35 protein-coding genes are annotated in these 26,269 nt (G+C 42.5%); 29 read left to right on the top strand and 6 right to left on the bottom strand.

The window, feature by feature from the left end; genetic code table 11:
• The 18 genes from rpsE to WKI49_03190 are packed head-to-tail and all read left to right on the top strand — an operon-like array spanning position 1 to position 10,395.
• Positions 1-588, top strand: a complete 588-nt coding sequence (rpsE, locus tag WKI49_03275; protein MEJ7621527.1) for a 30S ribosomal protein S5 — start codon at positions 1-3, stop codon at positions 586-588.
• A gap of 11 nt (positions 589-599) precedes the next feature.
• On the top strand, positions 600-785 hold the full coding sequence (gene rpmD / locus WKI49_03270; GenBank protein MEJ7621526.1) for a 50S ribosomal protein L30: 186 nt from the start codon (positions 600-602) through the stop codon (positions 783-785).
• On the top strand, positions 782-1,231 hold the full coding sequence (gene rplO, locus WKI49_03265) for a 50S ribosomal protein L15 (GenBank protein MEJ7621525.1): 450 nt from the start codon (positions 782-784) through the stop codon (positions 1,229-1,231). The genes rpmD and rplO overlap by 4 nt, the downstream gene beginning before the upstream one ends.
• Positions 1,225-2,520, top strand: coding sequence for a preprotein translocase subunit SecY (secY, locus tag WKI49_03260; GenBank protein MEJ7621524.1), 1,296 nt, complete (start codon positions 1,225-1,227; stop codon positions 2,518-2,520). Before rplO ends, secY begins: the two co-directional genes overlap by 7 nt.
• The gene (locus WKI49_03255) at positions 2,517-3,158 is read left to right on the top strand and encodes an adenylate kinase (protein ID MEJ7621523.1); all 642 of its coding nucleotides are present in this window, start codon (positions 2,517-2,519) and stop codon (positions 3,156-3,158) included. The genes secY and WKI49_03255 overlap by 4 nt, the downstream gene beginning before the upstream one ends.
• Positions 3,148-3,939 (top strand): type I methionyl aminopeptidase, encoded by a 792-nt coding sequence (gene map / locus WKI49_03250; GenBank protein MEJ7621522.1) that lies wholly within the window; start codon positions 3,148-3,150, stop codon positions 3,937-3,939. Before WKI49_03255 ends, map begins: the two co-directional genes overlap by 11 nt.
• Positions 3,932-4,171, top strand: a complete 240-nt coding sequence (gene infA / locus WKI49_03245; GenBank protein ID MEJ7621521.1) for a translation initiation factor IF-1 — start codon at positions 3,932-3,934, stop codon at positions 4,169-4,171. Before map ends, infA begins: the two co-directional genes overlap by 8 nt.
• Positions 4,172-4,208: 37 nt before the next feature.
• Positions 4,209-4,325, top strand: a complete 117-nt coding sequence (gene rpmJ / locus WKI49_03240; GenBank protein MEJ7621520.1) for a 50S ribosomal protein L36 — start codon at positions 4,209-4,211, stop codon at positions 4,323-4,325.
• An 11-nt stretch (positions 4,326-4,336) separates the two neighbouring features.
• Positions 4,337-4,717: a 30S ribosomal protein S13 gene (rpsM, locus tag WKI49_03235; protein ID MEJ7621519.1), complete on the top strand. Its 381-nt coding sequence runs from the start codon at positions 4,337-4,339 to the stop codon at positions 4,715-4,717.
• A gap of 11 nt (positions 4,718-4,728) precedes the next feature.
• A complete protein-coding gene (gene rpsK / locus WKI49_03230; GenBank protein ID MEJ7621518.1) occupies positions 4,729-5,115 on the top strand; it encodes a 30S ribosomal protein S11 in 387 nt (128 codons plus the stop codon).
• A 3-nt stretch (positions 5,116-5,118) separates the two neighbouring features.
• Positions 5,119-5,748, top strand: a complete 630-nt coding sequence (gene rpsD / locus WKI49_03225; protein ID MEJ7621517.1) for a 30S ribosomal protein S4 — start codon at positions 5,119-5,121, stop codon at positions 5,746-5,748.
• A 13-nt stretch (positions 5,749-5,761) separates the two neighbouring features.
• On the top strand, positions 5,762-6,715 hold the full coding sequence (locus WKI49_03220; protein MEJ7621516.1) for a DNA-directed RNA polymerase subunit alpha: 954 nt from the start codon (positions 5,762-5,764) through the stop codon (positions 6,713-6,715).
• Positions 6,716-6,720: 5 nt separating this feature from the next.
• On the top strand, positions 6,721-7,077 hold the full coding sequence (gene rplQ / locus WKI49_03215) for a 50S ribosomal protein L17 (protein MEJ7621515.1): 357 nt from the start codon (positions 6,721-6,723) through the stop codon (positions 7,075-7,077).
• On the top strand, positions 7,074-7,313 hold the full coding sequence (locus WKI49_03210; GenBank protein ID MEJ7621514.1) for a YggT family protein: 240 nt from the start codon (positions 7,074-7,076) through the stop codon (positions 7,311-7,313). The genes rplQ and WKI49_03210 overlap by 4 nt, the downstream gene beginning before the upstream one ends.
• Positions 7,310-8,086: a TlyA family RNA methyltransferase gene (locus WKI49_03205; GenBank protein MEJ7621513.1), complete on the top strand. Its 777-nt coding sequence runs from the start codon at positions 7,310-7,312 to the stop codon at positions 8,084-8,086. The genes WKI49_03210 and WKI49_03205 overlap by 4 nt, the downstream gene beginning before the upstream one ends.
• A complete protein-coding gene (locus WKI49_03200) occupies positions 8,064-8,465 on the top strand; it encodes a hypothetical protein (protein MEJ7621512.1) in 402 nt (133 codons plus the stop codon). The genes WKI49_03205 and WKI49_03200 overlap by 23 nt, the downstream gene beginning before the upstream one ends.
• A complete protein-coding gene (locus WKI49_03195) occupies positions 8,441-8,689 on the top strand; it encodes a hypothetical protein (protein ID MEJ7621511.1) in 249 nt (82 codons plus the stop codon). Before WKI49_03200 ends, WKI49_03195 begins: the two co-directional genes overlap by 25 nt.
• Positions 8,689-10,395: a hypothetical protein gene (locus WKI49_03190; protein ID MEJ7621510.1), complete on the top strand. Its 1,707-nt coding sequence runs from the start codon at positions 8,689-8,691 to the stop codon at positions 10,393-10,395. Before WKI49_03195 ends, WKI49_03190 begins: the two co-directional genes overlap by 1 nt.
• Here WKI49_03190 and lepB read toward each other — a convergent pair.
• Together lepB and rlmN are read right to left on the bottom strand one after the other, a co-directional pair.
• Positions 10,385-11,068: a signal peptidase I gene (lepB, locus tag WKI49_03185; protein ID MEJ7621509.1), complete on the bottom strand. Its 684-nt coding sequence runs from the start codon at positions 11,066-11,068 to the stop codon at positions 10,385-10,387. The genes WKI49_03190 and lepB overlap by 11 nt on opposite strands.
• A 4-nt stretch (positions 11,069-11,072) precedes the next feature.
• A complete protein-coding gene (gene rlmN / locus WKI49_03180) occupies positions 11,073-12,116 on the bottom strand; it encodes a 23S rRNA (adenine(2503)-C(2))-methyltransferase RlmN (GenBank protein ID MEJ7621508.1) in 1,044 nt (347 codons plus the stop codon).
• A 49-nt stretch (positions 12,117-12,165) separates the two neighbouring features.
• On the opposite strand from rlmN, the gene WKI49_03175 reads away from it, so the two are divergent.
• From WKI49_03175 to WKI49_03155, 5 genes are read left to right on the top strand one after another with little or no spacing between them, the layout of a single operon-like run.
• Positions 12,166-13,104, top strand: coding sequence for a lytic transglycosylase domain-containing protein (locus WKI49_03175; protein MEJ7621507.1), 939 nt, complete (start codon positions 12,166-12,168; stop codon positions 13,102-13,104).
• The gene (gene mobA, locus WKI49_03170; GenBank protein MEJ7621506.1) at positions 13,101-13,694 is read left to right on the top strand and encodes a molybdenum cofactor guanylyltransferase MobA; all 594 of its coding nucleotides are present in this window, start codon (positions 13,101-13,103) and stop codon (positions 13,692-13,694) included. The genes WKI49_03175 and mobA overlap by 4 nt, the downstream gene beginning before the upstream one ends.
• A 22-nt stretch (positions 13,695-13,716) precedes the next feature.
• Positions 13,717-13,929 carry a copper ion binding protein gene (locus WKI49_03165; GenBank protein ID MEJ7621505.1) on the top strand — a complete coding sequence of 71 codons (213 nt, stop codon included), beginning with the start codon at positions 13,717-13,719 and terminating at the stop codon, positions 13,927-13,929.
• Complete coding sequence (locus tag WKI49_03160) at positions 13,919-14,506, top strand: hypothetical protein (protein ID MEJ7621504.1); 588 nt, start codon at positions 13,919-13,921, stop codon at positions 14,504-14,506. The genes WKI49_03165 and WKI49_03160 overlap by 11 nt, the downstream gene beginning before the upstream one ends.
• Entirely contained in the window at positions 14,472-15,122 is a 651-nt protein-coding gene (locus WKI49_03155) for an endonuclease III domain-containing protein (protein MEJ7621503.1), read from the top strand. The genes WKI49_03160 and WKI49_03155 overlap by 35 nt, the downstream gene beginning before the upstream one ends.
• On the opposite strand, the gene WKI49_03150 is transcribed toward WKI49_03155, so the two are convergent.
• From WKI49_03150 to petA, 3 genes are read right to left on the bottom strand one after another with little or no spacing between them, the layout of a single operon-like run.
• Positions 15,100-15,732 carry a c-type cytochrome gene (locus WKI49_03150; GenBank protein MEJ7621502.1) on the bottom strand — a complete coding sequence of 211 codons (633 nt, stop codon included), beginning with the start codon at positions 15,730-15,732 and terminating at the stop codon, positions 15,100-15,102. The genes WKI49_03155 and WKI49_03150 overlap by 23 nt on opposite strands.
• Positions 15,729-16,940 (bottom strand): cytochrome bc complex cytochrome b subunit, encoded by a 1,212-nt coding sequence (locus tag WKI49_03145; GenBank protein MEJ7621501.1) that lies wholly within the window; start codon positions 16,938-16,940, stop codon positions 15,729-15,731. The genes WKI49_03150 and WKI49_03145 overlap by 4 nt, the downstream gene beginning before the upstream one ends.
• 12 nt (positions 16,941-16,952) lie before the next feature.
• Positions 16,953-17,471 carry a ubiquinol-cytochrome c reductase iron-sulfur subunit gene (petA, locus tag WKI49_03140; protein MEJ7621500.1) on the bottom strand — a complete coding sequence of 173 codons (519 nt, stop codon included), beginning with the start codon at positions 17,469-17,471 and terminating at the stop codon, positions 16,953-16,955.
• 173 nt (positions 17,472-17,644) lie between these two features.
• On the opposite strand from petA, the gene WKI49_03135 reads away from it, so the two are divergent.
• The gene (locus WKI49_03135; protein ID MEJ7621499.1) at positions 17,645-18,937 is read left to right on the top strand and encodes an FAD-dependent oxidoreductase; all 1,293 of its coding nucleotides are present in this window, start codon (positions 17,645-17,647) and stop codon (positions 18,935-18,937) included.
• Here WKI49_03135 and WKI49_03130 read toward each other — a convergent pair.
• Complete coding sequence (locus WKI49_03130) at positions 18,934-21,195, bottom strand: endonuclease MutS2 (GenBank protein ID MEJ7621498.1); 2,262 nt, start codon at positions 21,193-21,195, stop codon at positions 18,934-18,936. The genes WKI49_03135 and WKI49_03130 overlap by 4 nt on opposite strands.
• 175 nt (positions 21,196-21,370) lie before the next feature.
• On the opposite strand from WKI49_03130, the gene WKI49_03125 reads away from it, so the two are divergent.
• From WKI49_03125 to WKI49_03105, 5 genes are all read left to right on the top strand, one after another.
• The gene (locus tag WKI49_03125; GenBank protein MEJ7621497.1) at positions 21,371-21,970 is read left to right on the top strand and encodes a redoxin domain-containing protein; all 600 of its coding nucleotides are present in this window, start codon (positions 21,371-21,373) and stop codon (positions 21,968-21,970) included.
• Positions 21,971-22,018: 48 nt separating this feature from the next.
• A complete protein-coding gene (trxB, locus tag WKI49_03120) occupies positions 22,019-22,990 on the top strand; it encodes a thioredoxin-disulfide reductase (protein MEJ7621496.1) in 972 nt (323 codons plus the stop codon).
• 24 nt (positions 22,991-23,014) lie between these two features.
• Positions 23,015-23,914 (top strand): polyprenyl synthetase family protein, encoded by a 900-nt coding sequence (locus WKI49_03115; GenBank protein ID MEJ7621495.1) that lies wholly within the window; start codon positions 23,015-23,017, stop codon positions 23,912-23,914.
• A gap of 168 nt (positions 23,915-24,082) precedes the next feature.
• Complete coding sequence (uvrB, locus tag WKI49_03110) at positions 24,083-26,074, top strand: excinuclease ABC subunit UvrB (GenBank protein MEJ7621494.1); 1,992 nt, start codon at positions 24,083-24,085, stop codon at positions 26,072-26,074.
• Between the two features lie 8 nt (positions 26,075-26,082).
• Positions 26,083-26,269: methyltransferase type 11 (locus tag WKI49_03105; GenBank protein ID MEJ7621493.1), on the top strand; the 187-nt coding region annotated here is incomplete at its 3' end.

Raw genomic sequence — 26,269 nt, 5'->3', positions numbered from 1 at the left:
ATGGGTGGCGTATCTATTGAAAGTTTAATTGACAAGAAAAGAAAAGAGCAGGGTATAGCGGAGCTTGAAGACCAGCTCCAAATAGAAGAGAGACTCATTTATGCAAGGAGGACCACGAGGGTTACAAAGGGTGGAAAGAGGTTCTCCTTTAGTGCCCTGGTGATAGTAGGAGACAGGAGAGGTTTTGTAGGCTTTGGGCTCGGAAAGGCAAGGGAAGTGCCAATAGCAATAGCCAAAGCTATAGAGGATGGGAAAAAGCACATAATAAGAGTGCCAATAGAAAACGGCACTGTCCCACACGACGTGATAGGACATTATGGTCCTACTATGATAAAGGTTATGCCTGCAAGGCGTGGAACGGGTATAGTGGCTGGTGGTGCTGCAAAACCCATCTTTGAATTAGCAGGCTACACAGACGTGCTTACCAAGCTCCAAGGAAGCACAAACCCCAACAATGTGGTAAGGGCAGTCTTTGACGCACTTCTCAAGCTAAGGTCCATAGAAGAAGTGGCAAAAGCAAGGGGCATAGATATAGAAGTGCTAAGAAAGCGATATAACATCTACGCAAGAGACCTGCGTATCCCATAAGGAGGCAAACCATGGCAAAGCTCAGAGTAAAGCTTGTTAGAGGTCTTGCGGGAAAGTCAGAAGCTCAAATAAAGGCGGTAAAAAGCCTTGGGCTAAGGAAGGTGGGTCAAGTGGTTTTGCTTGAGGACAATCCTATGGTAAGAGGCAATATACGTAAAGCAATTCATCTTCTTCAGGTAGAGGAGGTAGAGGAATGAAACTGCACGAGCTTGCACCCAACGAAGGAGCGGTAAGGGAAAGAAAAAGGGTAGGAAGGGGTATAGGCTCTGGACGTGGTAAAACCTGTGGAAGGGGTCATAAGGGTCAGAAGTCAAGGTCTGGAGACAGAAAGCTCCCTTCATGGTTTGAAGGTGGACAAACACCGCTTCACAAAAGGGTGCCAAAAAGAGGTTTCAAACCTGTAAACAGGGTGGAGTATACGGTAGTAAACCTCAAGACCTTAGAGAAATACTTTGATGCAGGTCAAGAGATAACTCCAGAGCTTCTCCTTCAAAAGGGGCTTGTGAAGAAGGGTATGCCAGTAAAAGTGCTCGGAGACGGAGAACTCACCAAGCCACTCAAAGTAAAAGCTCACGCCTTCTCTCAGTCCGCAAGGCAGAAGATAGAAGCAGTTGGTGGAAGCTGTGAGGAGATAAAGTGGTAGAGTATATAAAACAGCTTCTTTCCATTGAGGATTTTAGGAAGAAGTTTCTATACACCTTGTTTATGTTAGCCATATACAGGTTTGGTAGTCATATACCCTTACCTGGCATAGACACCGACGCTCTTCAGGAGTTTTTCAAGAGCTTTGAGGGAACACTTTTCTACCTCTATGACATATTTTCGGGTGGAAATCTAAGTAGGATGACCCTCTTTGCCCTTGGAGTTATGCCTTACATATCTGCCTCCATAATGATGCAACTTCTTACTGTGGCTGTGCCAGAACTCCAAAGGCTCGCAAAGGAGGAGGGAGATTACGGAAGGTATAAGATAAACCAATATACAAGGTATCTGACTCTTTTTGTTGCTTTTGTTCAATCCATAGGTATTGCAATATGGCTTCAAGGTCAAGTTTCACCAAGAGGAACACCTATAGTATTAGATGCGGGTTTCCTCTTTTCCATAACCACAGTAATAGCCCTTGTTTCTTCCACCATGTTTCTTGTATGGGTGGGTGATAGGATAACTGAAAAGGGTATTGGCAACGGCATGTCCTTGCTTATCTTTGCGGGTATAGTGGCAGGCTTTCCCAGTGCAGGCATAAGACTGTGGGATATGCTAAGGAACGGAGATATCTCACCCTTTGCCTTTGTGGGTGCTATACTTTTTATCTTGGCTGTGGTTGTTGCTATCGTATTCATACAAGAGGCAGAAAGAAGGGTGCCAATCCAGTATCCAAGAAGGCAGGTAGGTAGGCAGGAAATTGTTGGCACTTCCAGCTATCTCCCTATAAAGATAAACCCTGCAGGTGTTATACCAATCATCTTTGCCCAGTCTCTTCTTATAATACCTTCAACTATTTTAGGCTTCATACAGCACCCTATTGCGAAAGCTCTACACGACGCCTTTAATCCAACCACACTGCCTTACAACATACTATACGTAGCCTTCATAATCTTTTTCACCTATTTCTACACTGCAGTGCTTATAAACCCTGTGGATGTGGCGGATAATCTAAGAAAGGCAGGTGCCTTTATCCCAGGGGTGAGACCTGGTCAAGATACACAGAGATACCTTGAATACATAATAAACAGGCTCGTCTTTGTAGGTGCCCTTTTCCTCAGTGTGGTGGCGGTTGTGCCCATCTTTGTAAGTCTTTGGCTTAATGTGCCCTTCTATTTTGGAGGAACAACAGCACTTATAGTGGTAGGTGTTGCCCTTGATACCATAAATAAACTTGAAGCACAGCTCCTTCAACAGAAATATACCAAATACAGGAGGAAGGTAAGGTGATAGTGGTCTTTTTAGGACCTCCTGGGTCTGGTAAGGGGACGCAGGCAAAAAAGCTCTCTCAGGAGCTTGGTCTTTTGCACATATCCACAGGAGACCTACTAAGGGAAGCGGTGAAAAACCAAACTCCTTTGGGCTTGAAGGCAAGGGAATACATGGAAAGGGGAGAGCTTGTCCCAGATAGTATTATGATATCCTTAATAGAAGAGGTTATGCCTAAGGAGGGTGGTTTTATACTTGACGGCTTTCCAAGAACTGTGCCACAAGCTCTCGCTCTTGAGGAAATGCTAAAAGCTTACAACAAACAGGTGGATAGGGTCTTCCTTTTTGACATTTCTGAAGAGGTGGTAGTGGAGAGACTCTCTGGAAGGCTTACCTGCTCTCAATGTGGCGCGGTATACCACAAGAAATACAATCCACCAAAGCAAGAAGGTATATGCGACCTGTGTGGTGGAAAGCTTATCCAGAGAGAGGATGACAAGGAAGAAGTCATAAGGAAAAGATATAGGGTATACGTGGAACAGACAAAACCTCTTGTTGAATTTTACCAAGAAAGGAATAAATTAACAAGATTGGACGCAGAGCAGGATATACAGGAAGTAAACAGAAGGCTTTTAGAGGTATTAAAGAATGGCGGTTGAGCTATATTCCTTTAAGGAGATTGAAAGGATAAAGAAGGCGTGCGCTGTAGTAGTTGAGGTCCTGCAGGAAGTTGTAAAAGCGGTAAGACCGGGCATATCTACCTATGAGTTGGAGTTGATAGCGAGAGAGGAAGTAAAGAAGAGGGGTGCAAAGCCTGCCTTTCTCAACTACAAGCCACCCTTTAGCGACGAAAGGTTTCCAGCCTGCCTGTGCGTTTCTGTAAACGAGGCGGTGGTTCATGGCTTACCAAAGAAGGAGCAAATAATAAGAGACGGTGATATCGTGAGCCTGGACTTTGGAGCTTATGTGGAAGGCTATGCAGGTGATTCAGCCATCACCGTAGCGGTAGGAGAAATAAGCAAGGAAAAGGCATTGCTTATGAAGGCAACGAAGGAAGCCCTTGAAGAGGCGGTCAAGGTATGCGTGCCTGGCAATTGGGTCTCAGATATAGTGGAAACTATCTACAAGGTAGCAAGAAAGTATGGTGTATATCCGCTTAAGAACCTCGGAGGTCATGGCATAGGTAGAAAGGTGCACGAAGACCCCTTCATACCAAACCATCCTGAAACTCTAAAAAGGGAAAAAAAGGACTACAAGCTAAGACAGGGTATGGTATTGGCTATTGAGCCCATGTTTTCTCTCGGAACAGAGGAGATATCTCATGATGGCGACCGTTGGACTGTTATAACCGCAGACAGAAGCCCCGCAGCACACTATGAATATGTGGTTGCGGTAACAAAACAAGGACCTATAATATTGACGGAGTTTAAAGATGGCTAAGAAGAAGGGAGAAGAAAAACAAAAGGAAAAGGGTATAGTGCTTGAGGGTGAGGTCATAGAGGCTCTGCCTAATGCCATGTTTAAAGTAAGGTTGGAAACGGGACATGAAGTGCTTGCCCATGTGTCTGGTAAAATGAGGATACACTTTATCAGGATACTACCCGGCGACAAGGTTAAGGTGGAGCTATCCCCCTATGACCTCACAAGAGGAAGAATAATATACAGAGGATGATTTTGTGCTATAATTTTTAGCTTACAAGGAGGTAAGCATGAAGGTAAAGCCCTCTGTTAAACCCATATGCGACAAGTGTAAGGTGATAAGGAGAAAGGGAAGAGTTATGGTAATATGCGAAAACCCAAAGCACAAACAAAGACAGGGTAATTGAGGAGGTAGAAGATGGCAAGGATAGCGGGTGTTGACCTTCCTGATGGAAAAAAGTTAGAGGTTGCCCTTACATACCTTTATGGCATAGGATGGTCAAGGGCAAGGGAGATATGTGAGAAAACCGGTATACCCTGCACCAAAAGGCTTGGAGAGTTAACACCAGAAGAGTTAAATACCATAAGGAAGTTTATAGAGCAAAACTACACCGTGGAAGGTGACCTCAGAAGGGAAGTTCAAATGAACATTAAAAAGCTCATAGACATGGGATGTTATAGAGGTATAAGGCATGCAAAGGGTTTGCCAGTAAGAGGTCAGCAAACAAGGACCAATGCAAGAACCAGAAAGGGTAAAAGAAAAACCGTTGGTGGAACTAAGAAAAAGATAGTAAAGTAAGGAGGTAATTGATGGCGAGAAGGCAACAACCTAAAAAACAAAAAAGAACCGTAACAGAAGGTATAGTTCACATACTTAGCACTTTTAACAACACCATAGTAACCATAACCGATAAGCAGGGCAACGTCCTTGTTTGGGAAAGCGGTGGCACTGTAGGTTTTAAGGGAACGAGGAAGAGCACGCCCTATGCAGCACAGCTTGCAGCACAAAAGGCGGCAAAGAGGGCTATGCAAGAGTATGGACTTCAAGAAGCGGAAGTTAGGATAAAAGGAGCAGGTGCAGGAAGAGAGTCCGCTCTCAGAGCCATATACGCCGCTGGTATAAAGATAAAAGCAATAAGGGATGTGACGCCCATACCTCATAATGGATGCAGACCACCAGCCAAGAGGAGGGTTTAAGGCATGGGTAGGTATATAGGACCTCTGGTAAGGATAGATAGAAGATTTGGGGTGGTTGTATCGGGTAAAAAGAGTGCACCAAAAATCTTAGCCAGAAGAAACTTTCCACCCGGTCAGCACGGAAGGATAAAGGGTAGAAGAAGAAAGCTTACCGAATACGGCATAAGACTTATGGAAAAACAAAAGCTCAAGTTTCTTTATGGAGGTCTAAGAGAGAAGCAGTTCAAAAGATATTTTGACGAGGCATCCCGCTCCAAAGGGAACACAGGACAGGTTCTTCTCCAACTCTTGGAAAGAAGACTTGATAATGTAGTCTATAGGTTAGGTTTTGCCTGCACCAGAAGGCAGGCAAGACAATGGATAGTGCATGGGCACTTTTTAGTAAATGGTAAGAAGGTGGACATACCCTCCTACAGGGTTGAGGTGGGAGACGTAATAGAGGTAAAGCCCTCCTCAAGGGATATACCACAGCTTTTGGAAAACCTACAAAACGTGGACCCAAGAAGCATACCACCTTGGCTTGAATTAGATAAGGAGAACTTCAGAGGGAAAGTGGTAGACCTTCCAAGAGACATTCAGTTGGAAGTTCCTATAAATCTCCAATACGTAATAGAGTTCTATTCAAGAGTTTAAGGAGGTTAAGAGTATGCTTAGAGAGTTTCTTTTTCCTTCTAAGGTCTATTGGGAAGAGAGGACAAAGACATATGGTCGCTTTGTTGTGGAACCATTAGAAAGAGGCTTTGGTATAACCATAGGCAATTCCCTTAGAAGGACCTTGCTCTCTTCCATACAAGGGGTTGCCTTAACTGCGGTAAAGATATACGGTGTTTATCATGAGTTTTCCGCCATAGAAGGTGTTCAAGAGGATACCATTGAAATAATAGCAAACCTCAAAAGGATTAGATTTAAGCTCCACAATTCTGACGTGGAAGTCCTATATCTTAAAAAGAAGGGAGAGGGTGTGGTATACGCAAAGGATATAAGCCTTCCCCCCAACGTAGAGATAGTAAACCCCGAGCAAAAGATACTAACTATAACAAGCCCAGATAAGGAGATAAATATAGAGCTAAGGATTGAAAGGGGCTTTGGATACGTCCCCACTGAGGAAATGGAAGTTCTTGGAGAAACTGGATGGATATTGGTGGATGCGGACTTTTCACCAGTTCGCCAAGTTGCCTTTAGGGTGGAAAAAACAAGGGTAGAAAAAAGGAGTGACTACGACAGACTTATAATGGAAGTTTACACAGATGGCACAAAGACACCTGATGAAGTCATAAAAGAGGCGGTAGGTTTAATAGTGAAAAACTTCACACTGCTTGAGAATATATCCTTTGAAATTCCAGTTGTGGAAGAGCCTGTGGGTGTAACAGAAGAGTTTGTAGAAAAGCTGAGCCTTCCCATAGAAGAGCTTGATATTTCTCAAAGGGCGCTCAATTCCATAAAGAGGATGGGCATATCCACTATAGGAGACCTGGTAAAGCTTACAGAAGAAGACCTAAAGGCTACAAAGAATGTGGGTAGAAAAGCGATAAACGAGATTAAAGAAGCATTAAAACAAATGGGACTTCACTTGGGTATGGACATAGAAAGCAGGAGGTAAAGGAGATGAGGCACAGGGTAAAGAAAAAACACTTTGATAGAACAAAGGAACAAAGGCTTGCACTTTACAGGTCTCTTGCAAGGGCACTCATAATGGAAGAGAGAGTAGAAACTTCCCTCCAAAAGGCTAAGGCGGTAAGACCCTTTGTGGAAAAGCTTATAAGCCTTGGTAAAAGGGGAGATCTATCCGCCAGAAGGCACGCTCTTTCCCTCCTACCTGATAGAAAGGTGATTAAAAGGCTTTTTGAGGAAGTTGCTCCAAGGTTTGAAAACAGGAATGGAGGCTACACAAGGATAATAAAACTGCCTGAAAGAAGAAAAGGTGATGGATGCGAGCTTGCTATCCTTGAGCTTGTAGAATGATAAAGGGATTTTTATCTTTCCTCATAAACTTGCTTATACTGTTGGTTTTTATCCATGCCATAGGTTCGTGGATACCAAAGGTTAGAGAAAGCAAACTTTACGAAATGTTAGACAGTCTCATATCGCCCCTTCTTGAGCCTATAAGAAGAGTTCTTCCACCCATTGGTGGCTTTGACTTTTCTCCTCTTGTTCTTCTCTTTATACTCTATTTCATAAAGCATCTTTTTAGACTTTGAGGCTTGACCAGTATTTGGTTGAAAAGGGCTATGTCTCCAGTAGAGAAAAGGCTCAAGCCATAATAATGGCAGGGCTTGTGTATGTGGATGGCAGACCTATTACAAAACCCGGGACAAGGATAAAAGAAGGACAGACCGTAGAAGTTAAAGAGCCTCCTAAGTATGTATCCAGAGGTGGCTATAAGTTAGAGTGGGCTATTCAGAGATTTGGACTTGATGTAAAAGATGCGGTAGCACTTGATGTTGGCTCTTCTACGGGAGGCTTTACCCAGTGCCTTCTTATGCATGGTGCAAAAAAGGTATACGCAGTGGACGTGGGAAAGGGTCAAATGGACCCAAAGCTAAGGTCAGACCCAAGAGTGGTGCTTTATGAACAAACAGATGCGAGAGAACTTACAGAAAGGCATATACCAGAGCTTGTAGACATAATAGTGATGGACGTTTCCTTCATATCTGCAACAAAGTTGATTCCTCACGTGATAAAATTCTTAAAGGAAGAGGGAGTTTTTCTGGTATTAGTAAAGCCACAGTTTGAAGTTGGTCCTGAGAAGGTAAAGAAAGGAATAGTTAGAGAAGAGGAGGAGAAAAAGAAGGCTGTGCTAAAGGTTGCAAAGTTCCTAACTTCCTTAGGTTTTAATATAGCTGGAATAATAAAGTCAAAGCCAAAAGGTGCGAAAGGTAATGAAGAGTTTTTTCTTCTTTCAGGAAAGCATCTAAAAGCTATAGAAAACTTAGAGGAGGTGGTAGAAGGTGCACTCAAGGAAGTTGTTTGAGGAAAATTGTCTGCAGGGGAAAGTGGGACTATTCCCCTTTACTCCAGAAAACCTCATGAGAGTTGGTCTTGCACTTTGCACTTACCTTAAGGTAAGCAGGAATATTGAAAAACCCAAGATGAAAGTGGATACTTTGAGCTTTGTTACGCTTTCTGTAGCGGTGGGCTTTATGGCGGGTGGTGGTGATGTATATACGCAAGAAAATGGTGATATAATTCTAAAACATACCATCGAAGAAGGAAAGGCGAGACTATGGATAGAGAACCTGCAGGACTATGAGCTTAAAATGGTTGAATCTATACTATTTAGTAGGTATAATATGCCAAGGTCAGAAGGAGAGGAGGTAGGTAATATATGGATACAAAAAAACCCGCTTTAGAACTCTCAGAAGAAACCATTAAAGCTCTTCTAAATTTTGGCACAGAGGTGGATGAGTTTTACAGAAGGTTTAGAGAGCTAAGGCTTCTTGAAGACGACCTATCCTTCCAGTCCGCACTTTTAAATGTGGAACACGCCTTTTTCATGTTGGTGCAAGCAATGAACATTCTCAGAGAGCAGTTAAGACTTCTAAAAGTAGCAGCTCAAAAGAGGGAGGTTTATTAATGGGTGTTTTTTGTATGCTTTTAGACAAAAAGAAGCAATACTTTTCTCTTCTTGCGGACATATTTAATATAACTGGACATAAACTCCTCATAGCCTTTGATGAGGAAAAAGCCCTTGAACTCTTGAAAGTGTCAGAACCTGAGGTAATAATAATGCCAGAAGAAGATATAGATTTCTGGTTCAAGCTACTGGAGCTCGGGAAATATATAATGCCCATTCTGTTTGTAGAAAGCTATGAAGAAGCTGAGAAATTATTAAAATATGGACTAAAGGAAGTTAACTACGAAGTTCTTCCCTTCAATCCAATAGAGCTTTTAACCAAAGTAGTTAGGCTAAGCAAGGACCCACAAGATACCGCATCCTTGTCAAGATTAGGTCCTATGAATTTATTAATTAAACTTTTGCGTAAAGGCATCACTTCAGTGCTCATAATAGAGGGTGAAGGAAAAGCCTGCGGTATATACATATACAAGGGTATCATAGAAGGTTGCAGTTGTAGAATAGAAGATTTGTCTGATTTGTTCTCAAAAGACGTAAAAATCAAACTGGATATCTATCAAAAAGAAAAGGCTGTTATTAACTATAAATACAAAGACAACTGGGAGCTCTTCTCCAGTCTTGTGTATGGTTATACGCCAAAGCCATCTATTTCACAACCCGCTTTAGGGGTAGAAAGGGTTCCTCCAACAAAGCCTGTCCTTGATTTAAGTCAGCCCATAGAAATATCTCATGGGCTTTTCTGGGTAGGTTCTCCTCAGAGGTATGGGCTAATTCAAAGAAACGCATATTTACGTATATACGAAAGGGATAACATAAAAGTCCCAGTGCTTATAAACATAGGCACGGTCCAAGATTATGTTCTTATAAGGTCAAAGCTGGAACAAGTGGTTGGCACTGTAGAAGCGGTAAAGGCGGTGGTGGTGCTCAGCTCTGGTGTGGATGATTGTTCAGGAATTGTAAATTTCTTACAGTCTAACCAAAAGGCTTTTGTGATAACCTCCCTTAGCATTGCTCAACGATTAAGGACTCTTGGTATTCCGCAGGCAAGAATAAGGACTTTTGAAACCTTTCCCAACAAAAGGCTTAGGTTAGCCACAGGAGATGTTCTAAGGTTTCTGTCTTTGCCCTTTCTTCCTGAAAAAGGCAGTTTTGCAGTATTGGAAGAAAGTAAAGGTTTTCTGTTTACCGGTAGCTTCCTGAGTTCTTTTTGCACTTATGAAGAGCTTAATCCCTTAGAGGATGTAGATACAGAAGATGTGCTTGTGTATGCAAACCTTATCATACCTTCGCAAGACCTTCTCAACAGATCTCTGAAGCGTATTAATAGGGAAGAAATAAATACCATACTACCAATGTTTGGAAATCCCATACACTCAAAAGACAGAATAAGAGAGATATTTGATAAATTGGAGAGTGGGATTTTGGCGGTTCCTGAGGTCAGAGATAGCCAAGTGTTTTTGGAAGCTTGCAACGGTCTCTTGACTTTTCTCAGAAACAACTTAGAAGCACAGGAATTTCAAAGCTTACTTGAGGGACTGGGTAGCTTTGTATACATGGAAGACAACAAGATAGTAGAGCCTTTTGTGGACCCAGAGGATATACCCTCTCTTATATTAAGCCTTATGTATGCAAAGGACACAAACCCTGCTGTTATAAAGAAAGCAATAAACTACCTTCATACTGCGGGCATTTCCATTACCATATAAGAGGCTTGCCTATCCTTTCAAATCTCGGGTTTAGCAGAGCAAGAAAAAGTTGTTTAAAGCCAGTAAATATACTTACATCTGTGCTGTCAAGAGGAGGTATATCTCCAGAAAAGTAAACCACAAAAGCCTTCCCCACTATATTTTCCCTTGGCAGAAGTCCCCAATATCTGCTGTCCTCACTGTTGTCTCTGTTGTCTCCCATCACAAAGTAGTATCCTTCAGGTATTTTGGCATAATAGACATCCTTTCTTTGGATAAAAGGGTTTTGGTAAAGGGCTATGTGGTACTTTACTCCATTGGGAAGTGTTTCTTCATAGATAAGCTTTAGATTTCCATCCTCAAAAACCTCTTTCACAAACTTCAAGGGTAATTCTTGACCATTTATAAAGACTCTTTCACCTCTTATCTCAAGGGTATCTCCAGGCATACCTATTATCCTTTTTATGAAGTCTATTCTTGGGTTCTCGGGCCACTTAAAGACCACTATATCTCCTCTTTGAGGTTCAGAAAATCTGTAAACAAGCTTGTTTACAAGTATAAAGTCGCCTACAAGAAGGGTGGGTTTCATAGAACCCGACGGTATGTTGTAAGCCTGAACGAAAAAAGCCCTAATAAAAAGAACCACTATTATAACTACTATAAGCTCTTTGAACCACTTGGGAACTGCCTGCACCCTTTTATTTTACCATAAGTTCAAGTCTTCTGCTCCTTAGTTGTCCGCATGCTCCAAAAACCTCAATACCCTTGCTAAATCTTATAAAGGTGGCTATGTGGTGTTTCCTTAGCACCTCTTGAAAGGCGTATACGCTTTCCATAGATGGTCTTTCAAAGGGGATGGATGGGTCTGGATTGTAAGGGATTAAGTTAACTTTAAATTTCCTCCTATAAGGAGCTATAAGTTTGGCTAAAGCTTCTGCTTGTTTGGGTGAATCGTTTAATCCTTTTATCAGAACATATTCAAGCATTATTCTCCTGTCGGGAGGATAAGGGAATTCTATAAGAGCTTGAAGAATCTCCTTAAGGCTGTTGGTTTTGCTTATGGGCATAAGGGTTTCTCTAAGTTCTTGAGAGGGTGCGTTTATAGAAACCGCAAGGTTTAGCTCTTTCATGAGAGGGTCCTGCGCCATTCTTCTTATCTGAGCGACAAGACCGCTTGTGGATATACTAACCCTCCTTTTGGAGAGGTCTATACCCCATGGGCTTACCATTATCTCTACAGCCTTTCGGACTGCTTCATAGTTTGCCAAGGGTTCACCCATACCCATAAAGACCACGTTCCTTATTTTGTTTGGTGTCTCTTTTTGCACGAGGAGATACTGGTCAATTATCTCGGAGGTTGTCAGGTTTCTCAAAAGCCCATCCTTTGCAGTGGCACAAAACTTGCATCCTACCGCACAACCAACTTGAGAAGATACACAAAGTGTTAAATGGTCTCTTTCAAATATGAGAACCGTCTCTATGAGATGACCATCTTCGGTCCTAAATATATACTTTACCGAGTCTTCCGCAGGCACTTTACCAACGAGTTCAAGGGTATGCACTTTAAAATGCTCGGAAAGCATATTCCTGTGTGCCTTTGAAAGGTTTGTCATATTCTGGAAGTCTGTTTCGAACTTTTTATAAACCCAGTCAAGGACCTGATTTGCCCTATATGGCTCAAGCCCAAGCTCTTTGAAGATGTCCCTTAACTCTGTTAAATTGAAGGACGTAAGCACGCGCATAGTGTATAAATTTATAACCTTGACCGCAACAATTGTATAATAAAAACCTATGAAAAAGGGGGGTTTACTCCTTTGGCTATCGTGTGTCTTACTGAGCTCTTGCACTCCTACTGTAAGGCAAGCGGTGATGCCAAAGGTAGAGCATCAAGTAAGTTTCGTGCAAAGGGGAAGTTTTTACTTTACAGAGGAAGAAGAGAGGTTCATAGAAGAAGAGGCAAAAACCTTTGGCATACCTATACCAGATAGAGAAGAGATAAAGAGGTTTATAGATTACTACCTTAGAAATAGAAGGTCCTTTGAATTAGCCTTGCAAAGAGCAAACTACTATATGCCCATAATAAAACCCATTGTGCAGAAACATGGTCTTCCCGAAGAGCTTGCATTATTGCCTGTTATAGAGAGTGCTTTTAACAACTTTGCAGTTTCAAGGTCCGGTGCAGCAGGGCTCTGGCAGTTTATTCCATCTACCGCAAGAAGATATGGGCTAAGAGTTGACCAGTTTGTGGACGAAAGATTTGACGTGGTCAAGGCTACGGACGCAGCTATGAGGTATCTAAAAGACCTATACAACATGTTTGGAAACTGGGAGCTTGCACTCGCCGCTTATAATTGTGGTGAGGGTTGTGTGGCAAGAAGGACAGGTGGTGTAGATTTTTGGATAACACAGAGGTTCTTGCCAGATGAGACAAGAAACTATGTTCCTGCCTTTTTTGCAGTATTGCTTCTTGCAAGAGACCCCGAGAAATATGGTCTGTCTGTTAGGGTTGAGGGTATAAGTGTGGACAGAAGGCTTGTGGAAAGGGATACATTAGTTGAGGAGATACTCGCAGAAAAAAACTTAAGGGTAAGCACCTTTAGAGACCTAAACCCTCACATAAGAAGTGAAGTGGTTCCTGCAGGGACATATGTATACATACCGAAGGAGCATAATACAAAAGATAGGGTTGAAAGACTTCCAAACGGTGCAAAACTTATAATAAGAGAATGATAGAATGCTTCGTGCTTGCAGGTGGTCTAAGTAGACGATTTGGCGAAGACAAACTTCTCTATCAGATAGGTGGGAAGAGGGTTATAGAGTATACGCTCGAAGCCTTAAGGGGCGTATGCGGAAGGCTGTGTTTAGTGGTAAAGGATAAAGAAAAGTTTTCTTTTTTAAAGGAAGTGGAAGTAGTTAAGGATGTGATTGAAAAACAATTTGCTCTTGCAGGGCTCTATACAGCGTTGGAAAACTTAAAAGGAGATAAGGCTCTCATCGTAGCTGGGGACATGCCACTTATAAAGAAGGAAGTAGTGAGCCTTCTGCTGAGAAGAGCAAATCCTCCCATAACCCTTTTTAATATAAACGGAAAGCTCTATCCTCTTTTTGCAGTTTATTACAAACAGGTCCTGCCAGAGTTAAAGCTATATATAAAAGCGGGTGGTGAAAAAGTGTTGGACTTTGTAAAAAGGTTTCCATATAAGGAGATTGCTGAAGGAGAGGTTTTAGAATACGACCCTACCCTTTTGTCCTTTCTGAACATGAACACAAGGACGGATGCCAATAATATAATAAAAGCTATAGGCTACTCGGATACATAGGAGATGCCTTATATTAGAAAGTATGATGAGAAAAACGCTAAAGGTTGAAGGTATGACCTGTGCACATTGTGTGGAGAGTGTAAAGAGGGCAATATACTCCATCGAAGGTGTCTCCCATGTTGAGGTAAGCCTTGAAGAGGGTAAGGTGCAGGTCCATATGGAAAAGGAAATACCTTTTCATGTCCTTAAGTCCGCAGTGGAAGAGTGGGGCTATAGGGTCGTTGGTGAAGTTTGAGGAGTTTAAAAAGGAAGTGGAAGGGCTTGAACTTTTTAGCAAAGGTTGGAGAGGGTATGTCTATAGAGGTGTATGGAAAGGGCAAAGGGTAGCCATAAAGGTAGCCAAAGACCAAGAAAGAGTTTACGCTATACAAAAAGAATGTGAGATATTAAAAAGGCTCTTGGGATATAGAGGTTTTCCACAAGTTCTTTTTTGTGGAAAGGACTTTATAGTATATCCTTTTATTGAAGGTGTTCCTCTTCAAAAGAAAAAGCTTTCTCCTAAGGAAAAGGCAAGGGTTTATCTGAAAGTATTGGAGCTCATTAAGCTTTTGGACTCTCTTGGTATAAACAAGGATGAGTTTCATAGCCTTGACAAGAATGTCCTTTTAGGTGAGGATGGAGAAGTCTATATGCTTGATTTTGAAAGGGGTAGCCAAAAGTCCCAAAAGTTGCATAACCTTACACAGTTCCTCCAACTGCTGGTAAGAGAGGGCTTCCTTGAAAAGGAAAAGGCGATAGATTTAGGAAGAAGATATTCAAAAGGAGAGAAGGTATACGATGAGGTTGTTGAAATTATACGAACTTTTACTTGACCTTTACCACTTTCAAGGATGGTGGCCAGTGGATATTCAATACCATAAAAGTAAAGGCACAGACCCCAGGGATGAGATAATAATTGGTGCGGTGCTTACTCAAAACACAAGCTGGAGGAATGTGGAAAAAGCCTTAGAGAACTTGAAAAGATATGGTGAGCTCTCTCTTGAATTCGTGAGAAAGGTCAATATGGAAAGGTTAAAAGAACTTATTAAACCCTCTGGTTTTTACAATCAGAAATCCATTAGATTAAAAAGGGTAGCTGAGCTTATAGACCCTACAGACAAGGTAAAAACCCTATCAAGGGAAGAACTGCTACGAATAAAGGGCATAGGACCAGAAACAGCGGATACCATACTACTCTATGCAGGTGATAGACTAAGCTTTGTTATAGACAAGTATACTCAGAGATTTATGAAGAGGTTTATGGGGATTGATATGAACTACGAAAAGCTTAAGAAGTTTTTCGAGGAGAACCTACCTAAGGAAATTGAAATTTATAAGGAATTCCATGCGCTCATAGATGAGCATGCAAAGAGGTATTGCAGGAGCACCCCCCTATGTGGGGAGTGTCCTTTGAATAGCTTTTGTATTAGTGCAAACCCATCCTCTTGAGTATTCTGCCTCTCCATATCCAAAGGAGAACTCCCATAACCACAAAATAGGCTATTGTGCCAACACCCATAAGAACCCTCTTGTTTTTCTCCTCTGGAGGAGGCTCAGCCACAGATTTAAGGTAAGCTATTATTTTTGCGGTCTCCTCGGGCATTCCTGCCACAACCGCTGGCATGGAGGTGCCAGGTATGACTTTATCAGGCTCAAGAGTGAAGGCGAAGAGATATTCTTTACCTTTAACTAAATATATGGTGGAGAGGTCTGGTGGCACTTTACCAAAGGATTCTTTCAAAGCCATTAGGTCTTCATAAAATACCGCTTCGTATACATCTCTTGGAAGCACCTTTCCATACTTTTCTTGAAGTGTTTGGAGTTTAGGGTTTGCTTGCACGGAGCTTATATACACTCCATCATACCTGACAGAGTGGCATGCCTGACAGTATAGTTCAAAGAGCTGTTTACCTTCTTTTGCATAGCTCTTCACATCGTCAGCTATCCTTGCATACTGTGCAGGCATTTCATAACGCTTGTGAGGAGCAAAAATGTTGTTTATCCATATTATGTAGAAAAAGAGAACTGTGATAACCGTAAAGAACACAGTCTTTATCATTGCTTTTCACCTCCTTTTGCTTTATACAAACGCCACTCTATGATGGAGATTATTGGTAGAGAGAGGAAGAAAGCAAAAAGACCTCCAGTGAATATAAGACCAAGCAGTGCGTTGGTAGGTGTGGGAGGCATAGTGCCAAGTATGGTAAGAGCCATAGAAGAAATTACAAGCACTATAAACATTATAAAGAAGAGAGGTCTATTCCTTGCACTCCTTAGAGGAGAAAAGTCAAGGAAAGGTAGTATAAGAAGGAAAATAAGGGTAAGGTTAAAGGCTACAAAACCGAGGAACTTGTCTGGTATGGACCTAAATATGGTGTAGTAGGCAAGCAGATACCACTCTGGAGCTATGTGCTCTGGTGTCTTAAATGGGTCTGCAGGGTCGTAGTTGTCTGGTGGCAAGAAGTGGTGCATGTAGAAGAAGACAAAGAAGAAGAACACCGCAAGGTATCCCATCACATACGCACCTTCTTTGAGGGTCATGTAGGGGTGGAAAGGCACTCCTTCTTTTTTCTTGTCTATCTCTCTTCCCTCTGGGTTGGATATGCCCGCAGCACGCACCAAATAGAGGTGAATGCTCACAAGAAGCAGAAGTATAAGTGGCAAAAGCCATATGTGAAGACCAAAGAACCTTCCAAGAGTTATCTGTCCTATTTCATATCCACCTTTCATCCATATGGAAATAGTTTCTCCTATCTTTAGATTACCTATCAGGGGAGCAGAGTCTATGGATGTAGGTATTTCTGCTGTGACCACCATGCCCCAATAGGAGAGCTGTCCCCAAGGCAAGAGATATCCTGTAAGGGCTGTAGTGATTAGAACAAAGTATATGAGCCAACCTACTATCCAGGTTAGCTCTCTTGGCTTTTTGTAGGCGTTGTAGTATATGCCAGTGAATATATGGAGGTATACTATTGCAAGGAAGAAGTTAGCTCCCGCTGCGTGCACGTGCCTTATAAGCCACATGAAGGGAACTTCCTTCATTATGGTATAGTTGGCACTGTCAAAGGCGGTATGGACGTTTGGTTGATAATACATGGTGAGGAATATACCGGAAATAACCTGAATGACAAAAGCAACAAGTGCCATTATACCAAAGGCATAGGGGAATGTAAGGTTCTTGGGGACTCTATAGTCCACCATCTGAGACTGCCATAGCTCAGAAATATGTGCTCTTTCATCAATCCATCTACCAATCCTTCCAAGCATGTTTATACCTCCTTATGTAAGTTCCTTTACAAACCCAGGTTCACCTATTACTAACTTATCACCATCTCTCTTTTGTGGAGGCACGTATAGGGGTCTTGGAGGAGGTCCAGCTACAACATCACCCCACGGAGAATAGAACCCACCATGACAGGGACAATGAAAAACAGGATAGTTAAAGCCTGCTTCACCTTGAGGTTTCCATAGAGGAACACAGCCAAGATGGGTGCAAACTGCTACTACTGCATAGGCATCTTGACCCTGAAGTAGCTTGGCGTTTTTGTCTTCCCTTGTTTTACCTGCCCACTGGAAGTCCTGAGGGAGTTTGACCACAAAGACAGGTTTGCCTTTCCATGAGACAACCCTTACCTGTCCTTCGGGAATTGAAGCCACGTCCACTTCCACCACAGCACCCGCAAGAGAAGCTTCACTTGGTGCAAGGGTTTTAACAAGCGGGTATAGAACCCCAAGGACTCCTACTACTCCTAAACCGCCTATGGCGAGACCTAAAAGGTCCCTTCTTGAGGTCTCCATGACATTACCTCCTGACATAGTGCATAACTTACACTTTTTAATTATATCAGAAATACTTTTTGGTAATGTAGTATGCAAACCTTCCTTGCATTTTTGTTTGACCTGTACAACATTTTGCATATATCTTATAATAATTATTAAGCTACTACCTATAAAACTCAGGAGGTTGTGCTATGAGCAAGCATGTAGTGATAATTGGTGGCGGTATAGGAGGAATAGCCACCGCCTACGACCTGAAAAAGTTGGACAAAAACCTTAAAGTCACGGTCATCTCGGGAAGGCCCTATTTTGGCTTTACGCCCTCTTATCCTCACCTTGCCTTAGGATGGAGAAGGTTTGAAGACATAAGCATCCCGTTGGTAGGTCTGCTTCCAAAGCACGGTATAGACTTCATAAACGAGGATGCAGAGAGCATTGACCCAGAAGCCAACAAGGTAAAGACAAAGGGTGGCAAGACTATAGAATATGACTACCTTGTGATAGCAACGGGTCCCAAACTGGTTTTCGGTGTAGAAGGTCAAGAACAGTATTCTACTTCTGTCTGCACCGCAGAGCATGCTATGGAACTAAACAAAAAACTTGAGGAGTTTTACAGAAACCCTGGACCTGTAGTGGTTGGTGCTATACCCGGTGTTAGCTGTTTTGGTCCCGCTTATGAGTTTGCCTTTATGCTACACCATGAGCTTAAAAAGAGGGGTATAAGACACAAGGTCCCTATAACCTACATAACCTCTGAACCTTATGTGGGACATTTAGGTCTTGGTGGTGTTGGACCTTCCAGAAGGCTTATGGAAGACCTTATGGAAGAAAGGAGCATAAAGTGGGTAGCAAACGTGAAGATAACAAAGGTAGAGCCTGATAAGGTAATATACGAAGACCTTGAAGGCAAGACCTACGAAGCTCCTGCAAAGCTCTCCATGCTCATGCCAAGGTTTATGGGACCAGAGGTAGTTCAGTCTGCAGGGGACAAAGTGGCAAACCCTGCTAACAAGATGGTTATAGTAAACAAATGCTTCCAAAACCCCACCTATAAAAACATCTTCGGAGTTGGAGTTGTTACCGCCATACCTCCAGTAGAGCAAACACCCATACCCACAGGTGCACCAAAAACGGGTATGATGATAGAGCAGATGGCTCTCGCAGTAGCCCATAATATAGTTAACGACATTAGAAACAACCCAGACAGGTATGCACCGGAGCTATCCGCCATATGCGTCGCAGACTTGGGTGGCGACGCCATAGGATTCTTTGCCTCTCCAGTGATTCCCCCAAGGTCAAGGGTTCTTTACAAGAAGGGTGTCATAATGCACTACATAAAGTCCGCTTTTGAAAAATACTTCATGCGAAAGGTAAAACATGGAGATGTAGCACCATGGTTTGAAGAAAAAGGACTCGGGCTTTTCCTAAAGGTTCATCCTATACATCTTTGTGCTGACTGTTCGGGTTCACCAGGTCATCCATGTTAATCCCTGCTTAGGTATACGAGGGAGGTCCCAGCACCTCCCTCCTTTGGGTATCCCTCTCTGTGAAAAACCACAAGAGGTGAAGAGGAAAGGAATTCCTGAACCGCCTTTTTAAGGGTTCCATACCCATGGATGACCTTTACTACCTTTATACCCATGCTGTGAGCCTCTTGAAGGAACAGCTCAAGTTTTGTAAGGGCTTCCTGAACACTAAAGCCTATAAGGTTTATCTCCGACGGTAAACTCTTTCTTATCTCATAGACCTTCTTAGGTTGTTCCTCTTCGGGTGGTTGCTCTATTCTTTTAAGCTCCGAAAGCCTCACCCAAGCCTTTACATTCCCAGATACGACGCACGCTCTATCATCCTTTATCTCAAGCACCTTACCCTTTGACCCAAACATATCCACCCAATCACCAACCTTTATAGCCTCTTCTTGTTCTTTTATGTAAACGCTCTCTATCTTCTCTCTAAAGAGTTCTCTTAGTTTCTGCCTATCCTTAAGGCTTCTCATATGCTTTTCTGCTTCAAGGAGAAACTCTTCAAAACGTTTTTTCACCTCCTCCACCGCTTTTCTTATTTCCTCCCTTTTTCTGTTTTCAAGCTCTTTTAGCATAGCTTCTTGCTCTATAGCTAATTTTTCAAGTCTTTCCTTTTCCTCCTGCAGTTTTCCTAACTTCTCATGATACTCCTTTATGTAGCCTTCAAGGATTTCTCTTGCGGTGAAATATTCCTCAAAACCAACAGGTAAAAACCTTTTCGCCTTTTCTATAAGTTCCTGCGGTAAACCACATCTTTGTGCTACAAAAAGAGCCATACTTTCACCTACCGCATCGTAGACTATTTTGTAAAGGGGTTTAAGGCTTTCTTTATCAAAGAGAGTAGTAGCTGGTGTGTAGTAGCTGGAGTTTAGAGCATAAACCTTTATAGGTGTGTGATGGGTATTAACGAGCACAAAGGAGTTCTTTTCTTTGAGGTATTCAAGAATAGCAATTCCGAGGGCTGAGCCTTCCACCGGATCTGTTCCTGCACCAAGTTCATCAAGGAGCACAAGACTTTTACTATTTACGTATGGTAAAAACTCGGCTATGTTTGTAATATGAGAGGAAAAGGTAGAAAGACTCTGCTCTATGCTTTGTTCATCTCCTATATCTACGAAGATATTCTCAAAAACTGGTAGTGTGCCTTCCTGCACAGGTATAGGTATAGCGGATTGGAAAAGAAGACAGCAAAGTCCGAGGGTTTTGAGAGCTACGGTTTTACCACCCGTATTAGGTCCTGTTAACACAAGACCTTTCTTTTCTTTTATTACTATATCAATAGGAACCACCTCTTCCTTTAGAAACACCAATAGAGGATGTTTCACTCCAAGAAGCTCTATGTGGTCTCCTATCTTCGGAAACTTACCTCCATAGGACTCAGAAAACTCCGCTAACGCCTTTAGATAGTCTACCTTCACTAAGGTCTTGAAGGCTTCCATGAGTCTTTGTGCCTGTTCACCTATCATGGAAGATAATTTCCTAAGTATCCTTTTTACCTCTTCCTCTTCCTCCTCTCGCAAAGTTATGAGTCTATTGTTAAGGTCTATAACGCTTTGAGGTTCTACATAGGTTGTATAGCCAGAGGAAGAAGTCCCATGAACCACACCTATAATCCTTTTGACCTCTGTAGTCCTTACTGGTAGGACATACCTGCCGTTTTTATAAGCCACGAACTTATCAGAAAATATCCTGTCCGCATCAGGTCTTGAAAGAACCGCCTCTAACCTTTTTAACACTTCCTTCTCCGTATCCCTTATCTTTTGTCTTATTTCTCTGAGGTCTTCACTGGCAAAATCCTTTACAAAGCCCCTCGGGTCTATGGTAGATTCAATAAGGGTTTCAAGGCTATTAAAGAGATGTAAGCCTTTTACGAGGGGGACAAGAGTCTTGTAGTTTTGCACCACTTCACCAAGAGAGCGCCTGACTTCCTTAATAAGTTTTATGACCTTTAAAAGGGAGAGGGCTTCTTCTACACTAAGGGCGTAATCTTTTATGGTAGTTTTCTTTATAAGGTCTTCCACATCTTCAAAAGGGTATATTAAAAGCCTGTGTGAAATTTTAAGGAAGTCTTCCAGGAGGTTAATCTCTTCCCTAAGGAGCGTTGCGTCTTTGATGGGTCTTATTTGGTCAATGTAGCGTTCTGTCGCCTTTGAACGAGCGTGTGTTTTTATCCTTTCCAAAACCTGAAAAAACTCAAGCCTTATAAGGTCTCTATCTCTCATCAGTAAAATATTTTAGTAGCTTTCCTATTGCCAAAACTCAAGTCTGAAGCCTATAGCCCTGTTGCCCTCTCCTTTGCCTTATGGCTTAGAGATAGCAGTTATGATTTCTATCATCTTGCAAAAAATTTGCATGTAGTTATAATATTCAATAACAAAACTGAAAAGGAGGTAAGACATGGAAGCTTTGAAGGTAGGACAGAAGGTTCCGAACTTTGAGATGGAGGTTTACGACCCCAAAACCCACAGCTTTGGAAAGGTTTCTTTAGAAGACCTTCTCAAAGAAAGGAAATGGGTAGTGCTATTTTTCTATCCTGCGGACTTTACCTTTGTATGTCCCACAGAGCTTGCGGACCTCGCAGATTACTATGAGGAACTCCAAAGAATGGGTGTGGAGGTAATATCTGTTTCCACAGATACAAAGTATACACACCTCGCTTGGCAAAAGACGGAAAAACTCCTTGAGAAGGTGAAATACCTTATGGGTGCGGACCCTACAGGGAAGGTTTCAAGGCTTTTTGGAGTTTATGATGAGAACACGGGGCTTGCTCTAAGGGGGACTTTCATAATAAACCCAGATGGTATTCTCGTCGGCTCTGAAGTAAACTTCTATAACGTGGGAAGAAATGCGGAAGAACTTGTAAGAAAGATGAAGGCAAACGCCTACCTTATGAGTCATCCAGATGAAGCATGCCCAGCAAAGTGGAAAGAAGGAGATAAAACTCTCAAGCCTTCTCAAGAGCTCGTAGGAAGAGTTTATGAAGCTTTTCAAACTTGAGAGCTCCCCCCTGCAGGGGGATATATTTTAAATTTAGGAGGATAAAAAATGGAGCTAACTTTGGACTTTAGCACGGATAAGATTTATGATGTTGTTATAATAGGTGCTGGTCCTGCAGGTTCGTCCGCAGCCATTTATACCGCAAGGGCAGGGCTTTCCACACTGGTTCTATATAGGGCTGAAGCGGATGGAGCACTTGGAGTAACCCAGCAAATAGAGAACTATCCAGGCATAAGGGGACCCATATCCGGTTATGAACTTTTAAAGCTCATACGCGAGCATGCTAAAGCCTTTGGTGCTGAATTTGTAAGAGGCAAGGTGATAGCCACAGACCTTCTTGGTGAAATAAAAAAGGTCTACACCATAGATGGAAGAGAGTTTAGGGGCAGAGCGGTAATAATAGCTTCTGGTGCCATGGAAAGAACAAACAAGTATAAGGGTGAAGAAGAGTTTCTTGGCAGGGGTGTGTCCTACTGTGGAGTCTGCGACGCTGCCTTTTTCAAAGGTAAACCAGTAGCGGTCATAGGGGATGATGACTACGCTCTTGAGGAGACCGAGTTTATAGCTCGCTTTGCAAGTAAGATATATTTGGTTGTGCCCTCAAGCAGGATAAAAGCACCACGAGAGATAGTTTCCGAAATACAATTCAACCCAAAGGTAGAAATCCTTTTGCATCACAGAGTCTTGGAGATAGTGGGCACTTCTCTTGTGGAAGGACTTTGGGTTCAAAACATAGACACTAAGGAGAAAAAACTATTACAGGTAGACGGTGTTTTTATCTTTCTTGGTGGCAACAAGCCTTCTGTAGACTTTTTGATGAACCAGGTGGAGATGACAGGAGACCAATGTATAGTAGTTAACGAAGAGATGATGACCTCGGTCCCAGGTGTTTTTGCCGCAGGAGATGTGCTCTGCAACAATATAAAGCAGGCGGTTATAGCCGCAGCAGATGGAGTAAAGGCTGCACTTGCGGTGGATAAATACCTTAACAAAAAGACAAAAATTACCGCCCAGTGGTAAAGCTGTTTTATACTATTTTAGCCTATGATAAGCACACAGGATATAAGAGAAAGAATATTATCTTATCTTGAGCCAGAGGTAAGAGAAGTATATGATATAGGGTCATACATCATATCCTCGGGTGGAAAGGGCGTAAGACCTCTTCTTACCATCATGGTATGTGAAGCTTTGGGTGGTGATGTGGAAAGGGTTATTCCTCTGGCAGTAGGCATTGAATATGTGCATGTAGCTTCCTTGCTTCATGACGATGTGGTGGATGGCGCACAGACAAGAAGAGGCAAAAGGAGTGCAAACCTTGTCTTTGGCAATCAAGCATGCGTATTAACAGGTGATTACATGTATGCAAAGGCACTTTCTCTATACGCACAGTATGGAAATCTTGAAAGCATACAGGTCCTTAGTGATGCGGTGATGAAAATGTCTCAGGGACAGCTTCTTGAACTTGGAAGCCTTGGGAAGATTATTGACCAAGAGACCTACTTTAGAATAATAGACTATAAAACAGGTGCACTCTTTGGAGCTTGTATGGCAGTTGGAGCTCTTATGGCTGGAAGAAAAGACTACTGGGATTTTTATCAAATAGGTATTCTTGCTGGTAGGGCATTTCAACTCATTGATGATGCTCTGGATTATGAGGGCATTGAAGAGAAAATAGGTAAGCCTGTGGGCTCCGACCTTGCGGAAGGAAAATGCACCTACCCTCTCCTTAGCGTGCTTGATAAACTGAATGAAGAAGAAAAACAGCTCTTTTACAAAAGGGAGCATAAAAAACTCAGAGATATTGTTTTGAAACTCGGTGGAGTGAAAAAGACGAAAGAAAGGGCAGAGGTTGAACTTGAAAAGGTCTTAAAGTTTGTAAAGGGCTGGGATAGCGTTGGTAGTATAGAAAACTTCATAAAGAAGTTGGTATACAGAGAAAGTTAAGCTGTGTATGTTTCTCCAGGTCTTTTTACTGTTATTCTTAGAGAGAAATCTTTCCAGGTTATAGTTAGTATCTACATCTCTCTTGTGCATTTTCTGATGCGGAGGCTATTAAAATTTTTCAGTCAGGTGATATAGCTATCTTACTTCTGTGATGCTAAATTATAGGATATGAAAGCGCTTACTGGTTTTTGTATGAAAACTTCTCTTAAGCCTGCAGGAGACCAACCAAAGGCTATAAAAGAACTTCTTGAAAACTTGGAGTCTGGAGTAAAGGAGCAGGTGCTTTTGGGTGCCACCGGCACAGGCAAAACCTTTACTATAGCCAATGTAATAGAGAAGTATAACAAGCCTACCCTTATAATAGCTCATAACAAGATACTCGCTGCACAGCTATACAGGGAGCTAAAGGAGCTCTTTCCAGAAAACGCAGTAGAATACTTCATTTCCTATTACGACTACTATCAGCCAGAGGCATACATACCAGAAAAAGACCTCTACATAGAAAAGGATGCGAGCATAAATGAGATTCTTGAGAGATACAGGCATTCCGCCACCGTATCGGTTCTTGAAAGACGGGATGTTATAGTGGTTGCCTCTGTCTCTTGCATATACGGTCTTGGCTCACCGGAGGCTTACTATTCCTTGAGGATATCTCTTGAGGTGGGGCAGAGGTATAGCCTAAGTAAACTCACAAGGAAGCTGGTAGAGATAGGCTACGAAAGGAGCGACTATGCCATAAGGAGGGCAACCTTCGCTGTAAAAGGCAACGCCCTTGAGGTTGTCCCTTCAGATATGGAAGACCAGCTTATAAGGATTGAGTTTTGGGATGACGAAATAGACTCCATTAGCTTAATGGATGCCTTAAACAGACATAAGATAAAAGACCTTAAAAAGGTTGTTCTCTTTCCCGCAAGCCACTATGTGGCACCAAGGGATACCATAGAGGAAGCCCTAAGAGAGATTGAGAAGGACCTAAAGGAAAGGGTTGAGTGGTTTAAGGCTAATGGAAAACTTGTGGAAGCTCAAAGGCTCTATCAAAGAACCATGCACGATATAGAGATGATAAGGGAACTTGGACATTGTAAGGGAATAGAAAACTATTCCAGATACTTTGATGGTAGAAAACCGGGAGAGCCACCCTTTACCCTTCTTGACTATTTTCCTGAGGATTTTCTGCTTATAGTGGATGAATCCCACGTGACTATTCCTCAAATAAGGGCTATGTATAACGGAGACCGTTCAAGAAAGGAAAAACTTGTAGAATACGGCTGGAGACTTCCTTCCGCTCTTGACAATAGACCTCTTAAGTTTGAGGAGTTCCTGCAAAAGCTCAACCAAGTTATATACATGTCCGCAACCCCTGGAGATTGGGAGGTCCAAAGGAGTAAAGGTATAATAGTGGAGCAGATTGTCCGACCTACTGGGCTTCTTGACCCTGTGGTGGAAGTGCGTCCCACAAGAAACCAGCTTGAAGACTTAATAAGGGAAATTCAAGAAAGGAGAAAGAGAAGTGAAAGGGCTTTGGTTTTGACTACTACCAAAAGGCTTGCGGAGGAGGTCTCCGAGTATCTAAACGAAAGAGGCATAAGGGCAAAATACCTGCACTCAGACCTTGACGCCATAGAAAGGGCAAAGGTGGTAAAGGAGCTAAGAGAAGGCACTGTTGAGGTTATAGTGGGTGTTAACCTACTAAGGGAGGGGCTTGACCTGCCAGAGGTTTCCCTTGTTGCCATACTTGAGGCGGACAAGGAAGGCTTTCTCAGAAGCTATACCTCCCTAATCCAAATCATAGGACGCGCTGCGAGAAACATCAACGGCAAAGCTATCCTTTATGCGGACAGGATTACAGAGTCTATGAGAAGGGCAATAGAAGAGACAAACAGAAGAAGACAGCTTCAAGAGAAATACAACCAAGAGCATGGCATAACTCCAAAGAGTATAGTAAAGCCTATAAAGGAGCTTTTGGCTATAGAGGAGCTGGACTATGTAAAGCTCCCCCTAAAGCTACCCAAGGGCATATCCTCAGAGGAAGACCTAATAGAAAGGATAAGCAAGTTGGAAAAGGAGATGTGGGAATGTGCCAAAAGGTGGGAGTTTGAAAAGGCTGCAAAGCTAAGAGACGAGATAAAACAGCTCAGAGAACTTCTAAAGCTAATATAATCTTTCTCATGGGACATAAATTTGACCCCTCAAAACTGCAAAAACTTGACGACCCCAGCAGGCTTGAGCTCTTTGACCCCCAGAAGGTCCTAAGGGAGTTTGGGTTAAGAAAAGGTATGAAGGTGCTTGATGTGGGCACTGGTGCAGGCTTTTACCTGCCATACCTTTCAGAGGCGGTAGGCTCAGAGGGTAAGG

This window comes from Aquificaceae bacterium, from assembly GCA_037722135.1.
In the GTDB taxonomy this organism is placed as follows: domain Bacteria; phylum Aquificota; class Aquificia; order Aquificales; family Aquificaceae; genus Pampinifervens; species Pampinifervens sericum.
Note: the sequence above shows the minus strand (reverse complement) of the source record. Positions and strands in the feature narration are given on the sequence as shown.